Source organism: Pantoea sp. 1B4 (assembly GCF_016925765.1).
Taxonomy (GTDB): Bacteria; Pseudomonadota; Gammaproteobacteria; order Enterobacterales; family Enterobacteriaceae; genus Pantoea; species Pantoea agglomerans.
The window spans coordinates 3,893,973-3,908,657 of record NZ_JAEUWZ010000001.1; the positions used below are offsets into that span (position 1 = coordinate 3,893,973).

A 14,685-nucleotide genomic window follows, 5' to 3' on the forward strand; every position below is an offset into this window, starting at 1 on the left:
TCCAGATAATTTTAGCAGGATTCAGCGCCTTACAGCGCCGTCACCGTAAGCTTGCCAGCCTGCCACTCATCAATCAGGAAAAACGGCATGGGCAATAGCCATTCACCCTTTTTAACCTGCGCCAGATAGTGCCAGGTTGTCCCGCCCGAGGTGATCTCGACGCGCTGTCTGCTTCCCTCAGCGGCGCTGGATTTGCCGGTCATACTGGCAAAACCGGCATTGCTGCCCACATGGAAATGCGGCGTCTGCCAGCGCACGGGGGCATGGTCAGGCCACGGCTGGGCCTGATGAAAATGAAACAACTCATCGTGGCTCAGGAGGCTTTCACGCACCGTCGGCCACAACGCCACCTTGAGGAAATATTGATCGGTGAAGCGCTGGCTGCCCTGATACTGCGCAATGAAATCGCGCATCGCCTGTTCCACATCCCGGAAGACGCCGTGACAGCCGCCCCACATCCCTGCCAGCAGCAGCTCAGTATGGGAGAAGTAGTCACGCATATGGTGGAACCAGTAAGGCGACGCCAGCCAGGCGTTTACCGCTGCCGCTTCGCGCTCCGAGAGCAGCGAGTCGGCATCACGCACGATAAAACGCTTCACGCCCGGATCGTCCATTACCAGGAAACGCCACAGGGTCGGAAACAGCGTTTTCTCGTGAGACATATCGATCAGCTGGACGTGCGGCTGGTCAAGGCGCTGCCAGACATGCTGCGGCACGCTGTCATCGAGATAGATGCGGCAGACCCAGCCGGGATAGAGCTCAGGCGCCACTTCAACGTTTTTGATTAAGGTTTCACAGTAGCGCGGCTGATCGCCATAGAGGCAGAAAGCGATGACATTCTGGTGCGGATGAGTGAGATCGACAGGCTCCGGTTGCGGAGCGGGAAACGCGGCGCGCTGCCCCTGACTGAAACGCGCATCAGAGCGCATCAGCGAGGCCAGCCCATGACGCGCCACCTCATCCTTTTTATCCAGCCAGCCACACACTTCGGTCAGGCCATCCAGCCAGGTTTCAGAGGCGGTAGCCTGTACAGCGGGCGGTGACTGATAAATCTTCTGGTAGATTTTGTACGATTTATTGTACTGACCCAGACGCAGCAGGCAGAGCGCGTAGTCGCTCAGCACCTGCATCTGATTGGGCATCGTGCGCAATACCTCTTCACAGCATTGAGCGGCCAGCGCATAGTCGCCCTGTTGCATGGCGGCGCGAAAACGTTCGGCACTGCGTTCCAGCATGGCTTTGAGTGCGGCCGGATTAGCACCAGGGGCAGGACGTCGGACGGGAATAGTATTGCGCATAAAAACTCTCAGGTTTCACTGATATTACGCGCCGTTAACTACCGGCAGCAGATTTTGAGTCTGGACAAAAAACCTGCTGCCAGACGCGGTCGTTATAGTAAGCGACGCGCCGCTTCGACCACAATCTTCACTGCGTCACTTTCTGTCTGTTTCATGGTGACCGCATCCGGGATCTCTTTCTGAGTGCGGTTCACAATCACGCCCGCCACCATGCCGGCTCGCAGACCCTGGCTGGCGCACATGGTTAACAGTGTAGCGGATTCCATCTCATAGTTGAGAACGCCCATCTCCTGCCACTCTTTCATCGATCCCCTGAAGCGACTGACTACGCGGCCCGAGACGGTGTCGTAGCGCTCCTGACCCGGATAGAAGGTGTCAGAAGAGGCGGTGATGCCGATATGCGTTTTCGCGCCACAAGCTTCTGCGGCGGCAACCAGCGCGGTGGTGCAGGCGAAATCAGCCACTGCCGGAAACTCCATCGGCGCAAAATGCAGGCTGGCCCCGTCCAGGCGAACGGATGCGGTGGTCACCAGCACATCGCCGACATTGATATGCGGCTGGATAGCGCCCGTGGTACCGACACGCAGGAAGGTACGCACGCCAAGCTGCGCCAGCTCTTCGACCGCAATCGAGGTCGAAGGACCGCCAATGCCGGTTGAGCAGACCACGACCGGCTTACCATCAATTTTTGCCAGCCAGGAGGTAAATTCACGGTGTGAGGCGAGATGCGTGGCATCTTCCATCAGTCCGGCAATTTTCTTCACGCGCTCCGGATCGCCCGGCACAATCGCCAGGGTGGCGCCCTGCAGATCGGCTTTGGTCAGGCCAAGATGGAAAACGTCAGACTGTGTCATTTTCAGACTCCTGTTAAGGGAAGGTAGCGCGCCACTCTACGCCAGCACGCCCAATAAATATGTGACAACATTCACTTAAGAAAATGAAAGTTACATTTCCAGAAAGATAAATTGTGACGACAATCACACAATAGCATCTTCCGGGTGCGGATAGCTCTCGGTGGGGCTGTGTCAGGGTCTGCGCAATGTTAAAGAGAAGGATGATTTTATTCGCTGCTGATTCTGTGACCCGACACCTGGCGCATACGCTTTCCGGCCAGGCTATAGTTACGTGATTGCGCAAATGCTTGCACGGAGAGAATAATGAAACCCAGTGATAATATGGCACAAAAACCGGCGACGGGCGGCTTTGCCCCTGCCGTGCAGCCCACCGCCTCCACCACCATCATTACCGACAGCCCGGCGATTCACGCGGGTGAAACCTCAGTGCCCAGCCAGGGCGAAAACATGCCGGCATTCTTTGCAAAACCCCAGTCAGCGGAAGGCCCGTGGCCAGTCGTACTGGTCGTGCAGGAGATCTTTGGTGTGCATGAACACATCCGGGATATCTGCCGCCGCCTGGCGCTGGAAGGCTATCTGGCGATTGCGCCTGAGCTCTATTTCCGCGAGGGCGATCCCGCTGAGTATAATGATATCCCGACGCTGTTCAGCGAGCTGGTCAGCAAAGTGCCTGACAGCCAGGTGCTGGCCGATCTCGATCATGCCGCCAACTGGGCCGCACGCAACGGCGGCGATATTCGTCGCATGGGCATCACCGGTTTTTGCTGGGGTGGCCGAATCAGCTGGCTCTACGCCGCGCATAACCCGCAACTGCGCGCCGCCGTGGCGTGGTATGGACGACTGACCGGTGAGCGCACGCTGAAGCAGCAGAAGCATCCTATTGATATTGCAGTCGATCTGAATGCGCCAGTATTAGGTTTGTATGGTGGCCAGGATGAGGGTATCCCGCTGGAGAGCGTCGAGCAGATGCGTCAGGCACTGCATGCCGCCAATGCAACCGCAGAGATCATCGTCTATCCCGAAGCGGGTCATGCCTTTAATGCTGACTATCGTGCAAGCTATCATGCTGAATCTGCCAATGATGGCTGGCAGCGGATGCTGGCCTGGTTCAGGCAGTATGGTGTTGCATCGCAGTAAATAAAAAAAGGGGCGCTTATGCGCCCCTGATTTTTTCGCCCACCAGACCCGATTCCCTACGCCGTTTCTCCACGCAATTTCTTCGCTGCCGTCACCATGTTCGCCAGCGCCTGACGCGTTTCCGTCCAGCCACGTGTTTTCAAACCGCAGTCCGGGTTCACCCACAGACGCGCTTCCGGAATACGTTTCGCCGCCTTAAGCAACAGTGCTTCTATCCACTCCACGCTGGGGACGTTAGGCGAATGGATGTCGTAGACGCCGGGGCCGATTTCATTCGGGTAGTCGAAGTTTTCAAACGCCTCCAGCAGGTCCATGTCAGATCGCGAGGTTTCGATGGTGATCACATCGGCATCCAGCGCCGCGATAGCGTCCATGATGTCGTTGAACTCGCAGTAACACATATGGGTGTGAATCTGGGTTTCATCCCGCGCCACCGCCGCATTCAGTCGGAAGGCCTCCACCGCCCAGTTCAGGTAGGCGGCCCATTCAGACTGATGCAGTGGCAGACCTTCACGCAGCGCAGGCTCATCAATCTGGATAATCCCGATGCCCGCCTTCTCCAGGTCTTCGACTTCATCACGCAGCGCCAGCGCGATCTGTTTCGCGATGGTTTCGCGTGACACATCTTCACGCGGGAATGACCAGCAGAGGATGGTTACCGGACCGGTCAGCATCCCTTTTACCGGCTTGTTGGTCAGCGACTGGGCATATCTGGCCCACTCAACGGTGATCGCCTCCGGACGACTGACATCGCCGATGATGACAGGCGGTTTCACACAGCGTGAACCGTAGCTCTGAACCCAGCCATTCTGTGTGAAGACAAACCCCTCCAGATGTTCGCCGAAGTACTCAACCATGTCGTTACGTTCCGCTTCACCGTGCACCAGCACATCCAGCCCCAGCTGCTCCTGTTCGAGAATCGCCTGCTTAATGTGCTCCGCGATGCCGGTGCGGTAATGGTTGCTGTCGAGCCGGCCCTGTTTAAAGTCGAGGCGCAGGCCGCGAATTTCAGTGGTCTGCGGAAAAGAGCCGATGGTGGTGGTAGGCCAGGCTGGCAGATTGAAACGCTGACGCTGCAGGACCGCCCGCACCGGATAAGCGCTCTGGCGTTCACTGTGCTGTGAGGTAATGGCCTGCAGACGCTGGCCCACCGCCGCATTATGCACGCGGCAGGAGTGAGCGCGGGCGTGTACCGGTGCGCTCCAGGCTTCCAGCGCCGTCGCATCGTTGTTGTTGAGTGCCTGACTCAGCAGTGATAGCTCGGCACATTTCTGCAGCGCAAAGGCGAACCAGCTTTTGACTTCATCATCCAGACGGGTCTCGACGCTCAGGTCGATAGGGCTATGCAGCAACGAGCAGGAGGAGCCGATCCACACCTGTTCACGCGCTCTCGTCAGCGGTTGCAAGCGGCTGAACCAGCGGCTCAGATCGGCGCGCCAGACGTTGCGTCCGTTGATCACGCCGAGCGACAGCAGCCAGCTGGCGGGCAGTTGCTGATTCAGTTGCTGAATATCATCACGACCATGGACCAGATCGACATGCAGCCCCTTCACCGGCAGCGCACGAATCACATCAATGTTCTGGCCGATGCTGTCAAAATAGGTGGTCAGCAGCAGTTTGCTGTGACCCTGCAGTGCGTCATACGCCGGCTGGAAAGCTTCGCGCCACGTCTGCGGCAGCTCCAGTGCCAGAGCGGGTTCATCAATCTGTACCCATTCGATGCCGCGCTTTGCCAGTTCCGCCAGCACCTGCTGATAGACCGGCAGAATTCCCTCCAGCAGCGAAAGACGTTCAAACGGCTCACCCTTCACTTTACCCAGCCACAGATACGTCACCGGCCCCAGCAGTACTGGCTTGATGTTGTGTCCCAGCGCCAGTGCCTCATCCACCTCGTCCAGCAGCTGGGTCCAGGTCAGTTTAAACGTCTGACCCTGGGTAAATTCTGGCACCATGTAGTGATAGTTGGTGTTAAACCATTTGGTCATTTCTGCCGCCGCCGCAGGCTCGCCGGTCGGCGCACGACCGCGTCCCAGGCGGAACAGGGTGTCGAGGTCCACGGTGCCGGCTTTGTTCTGATGACGCGCGGGCACGTTGCCCAGCATCAGGCTGGTGGTCAGCACATGGTCATACCAGGCGAAATCGCCGACCGGCAGCAGATCGACGCCCGCCTCTTTCTGTTGTTGCCAGTGTCGTGCACGCAGCTCACGGCCCGTCGCCAGTAATGCCTGCTGCGTGCTGTCGCCAGCCCAGTAGCTCTCCAGCGCTTTTTTCAGTTCACGGCGCAGGCCAATACGGGGAAAGCCGAGGGTATGGTTCAGGATAGTCATGTGCTGTTCTCCAGATAATCTTTCACTTTGGCTTAAATGGGCAGCCAAAGATGTTTAGCCGTCCAGATGTTTACACTGCTATACTCTGCGGGTACTGTATATTGCTCAAGCGCAATATGTTCATTTTCGATGTGAAGGACTCTCATGATCGAACTCAAGCACCTGCGGACGCTTCAGGCTCTGCGCAATACGGGATCGCTGGCGGCGGCGGCGGCCCAGCTTCATCAGACGCAATCGGCGTTGTCTCATCAGTTCAGCGATCTGGAGCAGCGGCTGGGATTCCGCCTGTTCGTGCGTAAAAGTCAGCCGCTGCGCTTTACGCCGCAGGGCGATATTCTGCTGCAGCTGGCAGAGCAGGTGCTGCCGCAGATTCAGCAGGCATTGCAGGCCTGCCATGAGCCACATCAGACCACGCTGCGGGTGGCGATAGAGTGCCATAGCTGCATTCAGTGGCTGACCCCCGCGCTGGATAAATTCCGCCAGAGCTGGCCGCAGGTGGTGATGGATTTCAAATCGGGCGTGACCTTTGATCCTCAACCCGCCCTGCAACAGGGTGAGCTGGATGTGGTGCTGACCTCCGATATCCTGGCGCGCTCGGGTCTGTTCTACTCCCCGATGTTTGATTATGAAGTGCGTCTGGTGCTGGCAACGGATCACCCGCTGGCGCAGGTTGAGCAGATTTCGCCGGAAGATCTAGCCGATGAGGTGTTGATGATCTATCCGGTGCAGCGTCAGCGTCTGGATATCTGGCGTCACTTCCTGCAGCCCGCAGGCGTCAGTCCGGCACTGAAAAGTGTGGATAACACCCTGCTGATGATTCAGATGGTCTCGGCACGTATGGGGATTGCCGCACTGCCGCACTGGGTGGTGGAGAGTTTTGAGAAGCAGGGTCTGGTGGTCACCCGCACGCTGGGCGATGGCCTGTGGAGCCGTCTTTATGCGGCCGTGCGCGAAGGGGAGCAACGTCAGCCGGTGCTGGAAGCGTTTATCCGCTTTGCCCGTCAGCACGCCTGTGAGCATCTGCCTTTTGTGCGCGACGCCGCGCTGCCCGGTGCGGTGTTGCAGCGATAATCTGGCGGGCACAAACCTGCGCGAAGGCGGGCAAAATCCCCTATAATGCGCAGCCTGTCGACTGACCACGAGAAGATTTCACCATGACTAACAATGATATTCTGCGCAGCGTGCGCTATATGCTCAACCTGAGCGATGCCAAAATGGTGGAGATTTTTGCGCTGGCGCAATGTGACGTGCCGCTGGCGGATATTCAGGCGTGGCTGAAAAAAGATGACGATGCTGCGTTCCGTCCCTGCCCCGATGTGCTGATGGGTTATTTCCTGAATGGCCTGATCTTCTACCGTCGCGGCAAAAGTGAAGATGCGCCCGCGCCGTCGATTGAGCGCAAGATGACCAATAACATCTTCATGAGAAAGCTGCGTATCGCTTTTGATCTGAAAACCACCGACATTCCTGATGTACTGAAGCGCGTGAATTTTACCGTTTCACAGGCTGAGATTGGTGCGATTTTCCGCAAACCTGATCATAAGAACTATCGCGAATGCGGCGATCAGATTCTGCGTAACTTCCTGAAAGGGCTGGCGATGATTCAGCGTCCTAAGAGTGAAAAGCCTGCTTAATGTCTGTGGCTGATCGCTTCGGGTACCTGCGTGGTCAGAAGTGGCGCATCTGATCGCAAAGAAAGCCTGCATCCATGCAGCACGGCCTCGCCATCCCTGGCTCGGACGCTTTGCTCCTCAGTTGCGCCACCTCTTCCCTTAAGCTTCTTCATGGCTTTTTAATCAGCAACACCAGGCCAGCCCTGGGGAGTGAAAGCGGGTCATCGGTAGAGCCTTCGTCGCAGGGGAAAAAAGCGCCGGGAGCATTTCTGAACCATCCTGGAAGATTCCTTCGCGATCGCACACGCCAGCTCCATCGCGAATGCTCTACGTTTCAGCGCGCCATCCCCTCCTTCATATTCGCTCTGAGCCCCTGGTTCAACTGCGATGATGCTGTTAAGTCTCCAGGGCTGGCGCGTCTGAAGAGCGAAGCGTCCGGGCCAGGGATGGCCCGGCCGATCCACAGGGATGTGAGATTCCTTCGCGATCGGACGCGCCAGCCCGGGAGGCCGCACCCATGCAACAGCCCTGTTTATGATCGGTCACTGCGCCCCACCACCCAGCGCTTATGCACCCACAACGAGGCGAGGATCACCAGTGCGCCCGCAATAAAGCTTGGCCAGTGCGGTTTCTCCTGCCAGATAGCCAGATTCACCAGCAGCCCGGCAGGAACGTGCATGTTATTCATAATGCCCAGCGTGCCGGCATCGACCTGGGTCGCACCATAATTCCACATAAAATAGCCGAGACCGGAAGCCGCAATGCCCAGCCAGACCAGAATGCCCCACTGCAATGAGGTGGTCGGCAACTTCTGCGGATTGCCCCAGGCACACCAGGCGATCACCGCAATCAACACCGCACCCAGATAGAACCAGGAGAAGGCCGTGTGCTGCGGCATCGGGCGGGTCTCCTGCAGACGCTTATAGCCCACCATTCCCGCCGCAAAGCAGATGTTTGCCAGTTGCACTAACAGCAGACCAAACCAGAAATGATCGCTGACTTTGTCATAGCGAATAATGGCCGCACCTGCCACAGCCAGCAGTGCACTGAAGATATAACCCATGCGCAGTGGACGACGGCTGATCAGATCGTAAATCAGCGTCACATAAAGCGGCGTCATCACCGTAAACAGCAGGAATTCCGACACGCTAAGATAGAGATAGGCTTCGAAACTCAGCAGATACATCACGCCCAGCTGCAGCATCCCGACCAGCATGTAAAGCAACAGCGTTGAAGGGCGATGACCACGCCAGCGCAGGAAAGGTAAAAATACCAGCGCAGCCAGCGCCAGTCGCATCAGTACAGAGAACCAGCTGTCCACCTGCCCGGCAAGGTATTCGCCAATCAGACTGAACGAAAAGGCCCACAGAATGGTGGTAATAATCAATAAAAACACGGTGACGACCCCGAAATTAACAGGCCGTCAGTGTAAACAATGTGCTGCCATCAGGCTGTGAAATCTGGTTGACATCTGATTACAAACCAGGCGATCAGAATGTCTATCGGAAAAGGGCTTTCGCTTCCTGACATAACTGTCTGCATAAAGATCTTTCAGCCAGATAAAATGCGCGAAATGATCCATCGCATGATCACTTCCGCTCCAGAATGTAATAAAAGTGTAACAAATGTGTCATTCATCACAGTAACGTTGCGCAACTAACACTATTCTTTGCGCGAAATGGAACATTCTGCGTCCATTTTCTTCTGCTCTTTTCCTGCCCCAACCTGCTGGGAATTAAAAACCATAATGTGCCCTGGAGGGCCTCACTGATGCTGAGCATTTTTAAACCTGCACCACGTCAGCCGCAGGTGGCGGAGGATCACGTTGATCCGCTCTACCGTCGTCTGCGCTGGCAAATTTTCATCGGGATCTTCTTTGGTTACGCCGCCTACTATCTGGTCAGAAAAAACTTCGCACTCGCCATGCCCTACCTGGTAGAGCAGGGTTTTTCACGTGGCGATCTCGGTTTTGCCTTATCCGGCATATCCATCGCCTACGGCTTTTCAAAATTCATCATGGGATCGGTCTCTGACCGCTCAAACCCGCGCGTCTTCTTACCGGCAGGCCTGATTCTGGCTGCGACAGTGATGCTGAACATGGGATTCGTTCCCTGGGCCACCTCCAGCATTATGGTGATGTTCGTGCTGCTGTTTATCTGCGGCTGGTTCCAGGGCATGGGCTGGCCACCTTGTGGACGTACCATGGTTCACTGGTGGTCGCAGAAAGAGCGCGGCAGGATCGTTTCGGTCTGGAACTGCGCCCATAATGTCGGCGGCGGTATTCCGCCTCTGCTGTTCCTGCTCGGTATGGCGTGGTTCAACGACTGGAAAGCGGCACTCTATATGCCGGCGTTTGGCGCCATCGCCATTGCGATTCTGGCCTTTGCGCTGATGCGTGATACGCCGCAATCCTGTGGTCTGCCACCGATTGAAGAATACAAAAACGACTATCCGCCCGACTATGATGCCAGCCACGAAGAGGAGCTGACGGCTAAACAGATCTTCATGAAATATGTGCTGCCGAACAAGCTGCTGTGGTACATCGCGCTGGCCAACGTGTTTGTTTATCTGCTGCGCTACGGCATTCTCGACTGGTCGCCGACCTATCTCAGAGAAGTAAAACACTTCACGCTGGATAAATCGTCGTGGGCTTACTTCCTGTATGAGTATGCGGGGATCCCCGGAACGCTGCTGTGCGGCTGGATGTCGGACAAAGTGTTCCGCGGTAATCGCGGTGCGACCGGGGTGTTCTTTATGACGCTGGTAACCATCGCGACCGTGATCTACTGGCTTAACCCGGCGGGCAATCCTGGCGTCGATATGGCCTGTATGATTGTGATTGGCTTCCTGATCTACGGTCCGGTGATGCTGATTGGTCTGCACGCGCTGGAGCTGGCCCCGAAAAAAGCGGCGGGGACAGCGGCGGGCTTCACCGGCCTGTTCGGCTATCTGGGTGGATCGGTGGCGGCCAGCGCCATTGTCGGTTACACCGTCGATTACTTCGGCTGGGACGGCGGCTTCATGGTGATGATTGCTGGCTGTGTGCTGGCGGTTATCCTGCTGTTACTGACCATGGTCAGCGAACACAAACACAAAAAGACCCCTGCCTGACGGCAATAAAAAAAGGGCCGGATATCCGGCCCTTTTTTTGCGCTGACGGCTTAAGCAAGATAGAGCGTGCGCAGCGTCTGCGGCACGGCATCATCGGCATTTGAACCGATCACATCCAGCTCCGGCAGCGTATCTTTCAACCTCTGATGGGCGTTCTGCATGATAAAGCCCTTACCCGCCATGCTCAGCATCTCCACATCGTTCATGCCGTCGCCAAAGGCGATACAGCTTTCCAGTGAATGGCCCAGCGTTTTCGCGACCGCTTCCAGCGCATGCCCTTTCGACACGCCGCCCGCCATCACTTCCAGACAGGTAGGCAGTGAGAAACTGACGTTAACCCGATCGCCCCAGCGCGCTTCAATCGCCTGTTCCATCGGGATCAGATGCTCGGGATTTTCGCAGGTGAAAAAGACCTTGCTGATATTATCGGTTGGCAGCAGACCCGGCTCATAGACCTGATAGTTGAACACCGACTCGCGGAAATAGTCCTGCTCAGCCGGGCTTGAGCGGCTGACAAACCACTCATCGTCGCGGTAAACGTGGGTCAGAATATCGCTGTGATGATATTGCAGGCCAAACAGATCGCTGGCGATATCCTCATCCAGATTATGACTGAACACCAGTTCGCCCTCGGCGTTGTGCACGCGCGCGCCGTTTGAGGTGATCATATAGGCCGGAATCGCCAGGCTGTCGCGCATCTGTCCGACATCGATATGATGACGGCCGGTGGCGAATATAAAGTGAATATCTTTCGCAACCAGCTGCTGCAGCGTTTCACGCGCAAAAGGGGTCAGACGATGTTCGGGAGAAAGCAGCGTGCCATCCAGATCGGATGCAACGATGTGATACATGAAAACCTCGGGTATCTGGTTCTGCCGGCCTTAACCGGTCGGATAAATAACGTCAGTGGTGCGAGGAAAAGAAGTCGACCACTGCATTGAGTGCTTCGGCGCGCATCTCATCCTTTTCAAACAGGATCTCATGACGCGCACCGTCGATCACCCGTGGCTTATTGCCCTCACACGGATGACCCGCCGCTGCCATCGCGGCACAAAAAAGGTCCTGCGAACGATTGTCGACCACCCGATCATCGCTGGCCTGTAACAGTAGCAGTGGCGTGGTGATCTTATCGACCTGACTGATGATGTTGCGACCTGCATGGATGCCTTCACGTACCCAATGGTAGGTTGGCCCGCCAACGCGAATCGCCGGATCGTCCGCATAAAAGCGCAGATTTCGCCGGTAACGCTCGGTGCTGTGCGTCAGCCGGTTAATGCCAAACGGATGCGCACGCCAGCGGCCGGTGCCGAGCGCATAGCCATCGCGCATCGCCGGACGCTTCTCCGCCCAGTCCAGGATCCGATGGGCCAGAAAAGAGGGCAACGGTAAAGCAATGCCAAACATCGGCGCCACCAGCGCGACCGCATGAAACGCCTGCGGCTGACGCGCCAGAAACAGCGTTAAGATTGCGCCGCCCATGGAGTGAGCCAGCGCATAGCGCTGCTGGTAGTGACCGCTGATAATCTCTTTCAGATAGAGCGTTTCAAGGTCGTCGACATAATGGGTAAATTCCGCCACGTGACCGCGGTGTGAATCTTCCAGCAGGCGATCGGAACGCCCCTGACCGCGATGGTCAAGGATCACCACATCAAATCCGCAGTGAAACAGATCGTACGCCAGCTCAGGATATTTTATGTAACTCTCGATGCGTCCCGGCACAATCAGGATCACACGCTTGTGTTGCGGTGATGTGAAGCGGACGTAGCGCAGCGTCAGATTACCCACGCCGGTAAACTCAAGCTCTTCGCGGCTGTGCCAGAAATCGAGCAGTGGCCCGGTAGCGAAGGCAGCAAAGGCTTTTTCTCGTCGCAGCCAGCTGGCTTTGTGTTGATTCATTCGCCCTCCTGATGACCGGATAAAGAGTCCTGAATGCCATGCGCAGGCCGTAGCGCCGCGCTTATTTCTGGCGTATTGTGTCACAATTCCGCTACTAAAGAGAGCCTGACCCATGACCATCGAATGGTGGCTGACCTATCTGCTTACCACTACAATTCTCAGCCTGTCGCCCGGTTCCGGCGCAATCAACACCATGAGTACCGGTATCAGCCACGGCTATCGCGGCACGGTGGCCTCTATCTCCGGTTTGCAGGTCGGCCTGGCGCTGCATATCGTGCTGGTCGGCATCGGTCTGGGCGCGCTGTTTTCTCAGTCGCTGCTGGCGTTTGAGATTCTGAAATGGGCCGGTGCGGCCTATCTGGTCTGGCTGGGTATTCAGCAGTGGCGCTCAGCGGGTGGCATTGATCTGGATGCGGTCGCCAGAGCGATGCCGCGTCGTCGCCTGTTCAAACGCGCCGTGCTGGTTAACCTGACCAACCCGAAAAGTATCGTCTTTCTCGCCGCCCTGTTCCCGCAATTTATTCAGCCGCATCAGCCGCTATTTATGCAGTATCTGGTGCTGGGCGTCACCACCGTTGTGGTCGATATCATCGTGATGATTGGCTACGCCACGCTGGCAACGCGGATTGCGGGCTGGATTAAGGGACCAAAACAGATGAAGTTAATGAACCGCATTTTTGGCGGGCTGTTTATGGCGGTAGGCGCGCTGCTCGCCAGCGCCAGAAAAATCGCTTAACGTCTGACGCGCCGAATTCGGCGCGAAAGATTATCCCTTCTTCCCTGGCCCCGCTACGGCGCTGTCAGTGGAACCGCACGCAACACAATGATGCCCGGCTTCGAGCGCATATATTCCCTGAACGGCGCATCGACAACTTTTCGATTAACGGCCAGCGAAGAGGCGTTCCTGAACCATAAGCGGCCATCATGCCGGACAGCAATCCCCACATGCGTAACATCCAGGCTCTGACTGGTGGCGTAAACCCCCCACGTAATCGCCGGTCTGAATCTGGTTCAGCACCTGCGGTGTGATCGCCCGGGCCGGAATGTAAGTGATACGACGTGCAATCACACCCAGACCGGGCACCTGTTCTGCTCCGCTGGCCTGACGATTCAGGTGCTTCACCACCGTCACCGTATCCGGGCTAAGAGTGCGGGTCACGTCATCGGCATTGCGCGGGCTATCGGCAAACCAGTCGGAGAAAAAGTGGCGACGATTCCGGTAGCTGACCTCACCGCCAGCGTAGCGGGTCCGAATCAGGTTAGCCTCAAAGCTGGCGCGATCGTGGCTGCGGCTCAGCGCCTGCACGTAATCAAGCAGCGTGTAACAATCCACACCGTTGAAATTGATCACCAGCGCTTCCGGACGCGTGGGAGAACCGATCAGCGTATCCGCTTCATAGGGTGTTCCGAGAAACGTCGCAGAGATCCGGCTAATCCTTTCGCCCTGCGTCTGATCGACATCGGGCAGCGTCTGCATCAGGATCGAGGTGACCTCATCGGTCTGGCCCGGCTCTGGCGCAGGGTTGCGGGCGGCATCAGGCGAGGCGCAGGCGCTGATACAGGCCGTCATCAACACCAGTAATATGAACTTCACTCTCATCATCCTCTTCATAAACGTTGCGCCTGCTTCCCGACTTTAATGGAGATATGGATATGAATGATTAATAAAGAGTGACGATTTATCTGCGGTTGCAACAGCAAAACTCCCTGAGCCCTGGAATGTGACATCCGTCACACAAGCGAACTCTCTGGAGGAAGCGACAGCAAGGGAGGTTTCTGCCGGAGGCGCAACGCGCACGCCGGCATAAGGACTGAAACGGAGATTAACGCGAAAGAATCAGGTGGATACCAAAACCGGCAAACAGTACGCCGGCCATGCCATCGACCCATTTCGCCAGTCGCTGATACTTAGCGCGGATCCACGGCAGCGCAAAAATCGCCGCCACCAGGGTAAACCAGGCAAAGGTTTCACCGACAATCAGCAGGAACAGACCCCAGCGCTCCGCCGAACCGACATCGTCGCCAACAAACAGCGAGAAGACGCTGCCGAAGTAGATAATGGCTTTAGGATTCGACAGGTTCGTCAGCAGGCCTTTGAGAAAGCTCATGCCGCGTTTCGGCAACGCAACCACCGGCTCATCCTGCTGCGGCTGTTTATGACGCTGACGTGCCGAGCACATCAGCTGCCAGCCCATCCACAACAGATAAAGTCCACCGCCGACCATGATGATCTGATGCAGCCAGGCCATTTTTTCCAGAATCAGATGCAGCCCCATCAGCGCCACACCCGCCCAGACCACAATGCCCAGCGTAATGCCCAGTACACCCATCATCGCCTCTTTGCGCGAGCGGCTGGCGGCAGTCTGTGACACGAAAAAGAAATCGGGGCCGGGGCTCATCAGCGCCACCAGATGCACCAGCGCCACAGTGGCGAATAACATCAGCATAA

At 56.8% G+C, this 14,685-nt stretch carries 12 protein-coding genes and 1 pseudogene; 5 read left to right on the plus strand and 8 right to left on the minus strand.

The features are described from left to right. Nucleotides 1-29 precede the first annotated feature (29 nt). Nucleotides 30-1,298, minus strand: coding sequence for a tetratricopeptide repeat protein (locus JNO11_RS18690; RefSeq protein ID WP_325177581.1), 1,269 nt, complete (start codon nucleotides 1,296-1,298; stop codon nucleotides 30-32). A 92-nt stretch (nucleotides 1,299-1,390) separates the two neighbouring features. Next, nucleotides 1,391-2,152 carry a uridine phosphorylase gene (udp, locus tag JNO11_RS18695; RefSeq protein ID WP_010257266.1) on the minus strand — a complete coding sequence of 254 codons (762 nt, stop codon included), beginning with the start codon at nucleotides 2,150-2,152 and terminating at the stop codon, nucleotides 1,391-1,393. 303 nt (nucleotides 2,153-2,455) lie between these two features. On the opposite strand from udp, the gene JNO11_RS18700 reads away from it, so the two are divergent. Then, nucleotides 2,456-3,289 (plus strand): dienelactone hydrolase family protein, encoded by an 834-nt coding sequence (locus JNO11_RS18700; protein WP_010671680.1) that lies wholly within the window; start codon nucleotides 2,456-2,458, stop codon nucleotides 3,287-3,289. Between the two features lie 56 nt (nucleotides 3,290-3,345). Here JNO11_RS18700 and metE read toward each other — a convergent pair whose 3' ends face one another. Next, a complete protein-coding gene (gene metE / locus JNO11_RS18705) occupies nucleotides 3,346-5,616 on the minus strand; it encodes a 5-methyltetrahydropteroyltriglutamate--homocysteine S-methyltransferase (protein WP_325177582.1) in 2,271 nt (756 codons plus the stop codon). A 144-nt stretch (nucleotides 5,617-5,760) separates the two neighbouring features. Here metE and metR point away from each other — a divergent pair, with 144 nt between their 5' ends. Further along, on the plus strand, nucleotides 5,761-6,687 hold the full coding sequence (gene metR / locus JNO11_RS18710; RefSeq protein WP_003854400.1) for an HTH-type transcriptional regulator MetR: 927 nt from the start codon (nucleotides 5,761-5,763) through the stop codon (nucleotides 6,685-6,687). An 83-nt stretch (nucleotides 6,688-6,770) separates the two neighbouring features. Then, entirely contained in the window at nucleotides 6,771-7,250 is a 480-nt protein-coding gene (locus JNO11_RS18715) for a DUF1456 family protein (protein WP_010257278.1), read from the plus strand. Between the two features lie 511 nt (nucleotides 7,251-7,761). Here the strand turns inward: JNO11_RS18715 and JNO11_RS18720 are convergent. Next, entirely contained in the window at nucleotides 7,762-8,625 is an 864-nt protein-coding gene (locus JNO11_RS18720; RefSeq protein ID WP_010257282.1) for a carboxylate/amino acid/amine transporter, read from the minus strand. Between the two features lie 374 nt (nucleotides 8,626-8,999). Between JNO11_RS18720 and glpT the strand changes: the two genes are divergently transcribed. Then, entirely contained in the window at nucleotides 9,000-10,340 is a 1,341-nt protein-coding gene (gene glpT / locus JNO11_RS18725) for a glycerol-3-phosphate transporter (RefSeq protein WP_325177583.1), read from the plus strand. A gap of 50 nt (nucleotides 10,341-10,390) precedes the next feature. On the opposite strand, the gene yigL is transcribed toward glpT, so the two are convergent. After that, entirely contained in the window at nucleotides 10,391-11,191 is an 801-nt protein-coding gene (yigL, locus tag JNO11_RS18730) for a sugar/pyridoxal phosphate phosphatase YigL (RefSeq protein WP_010257286.1), read from the minus strand. A gap of 52 nt (nucleotides 11,192-11,243) precedes the next feature. Beyond that, nucleotides 11,244-12,236 (minus strand): lysophospholipase L2, encoded by a 993-nt coding sequence (pldB, locus tag JNO11_RS18735; RefSeq protein ID WP_010257288.1) that lies wholly within the window; start codon nucleotides 12,234-12,236, stop codon nucleotides 11,244-11,246. Nucleotides 12,237-12,348: 112 nt separating this feature from the next. Here pldB and rhtB point away from each other — a divergent pair, with 112 nt between their 5' ends. Further along, nucleotides 12,349-12,972 carry a homoserine/homoserine lactone efflux protein gene (rhtB, locus tag JNO11_RS18740; RefSeq protein WP_010257290.1) on the plus strand — a complete coding sequence of 208 codons (624 nt, stop codon included), beginning with the start codon at nucleotides 12,349-12,351 and terminating at the stop codon, nucleotides 12,970-12,972. 53 nt (nucleotides 12,973-13,025) lie between these two features. Here the strand turns inward: rhtB and JNO11_RS18745 are convergent. Further along, nucleotides 13,026-13,836, minus strand: a pseudogene (locus tag JNO11_RS18745) (DUF1460 domain-containing protein). 223 nt (nucleotides 13,837-14,059) lie between these two features. Further along, nucleotides 14,060-14,683 carry a threonine export protein RhtC gene (gene rhtC / locus JNO11_RS18750; protein WP_010257296.1) on the minus strand — a complete coding sequence of 208 codons (624 nt, stop codon included), beginning with the start codon at nucleotides 14,681-14,683 and terminating at the stop codon, nucleotides 14,060-14,062. Nucleotides 14,684-14,685: the final 2 nt, after the last annotated feature.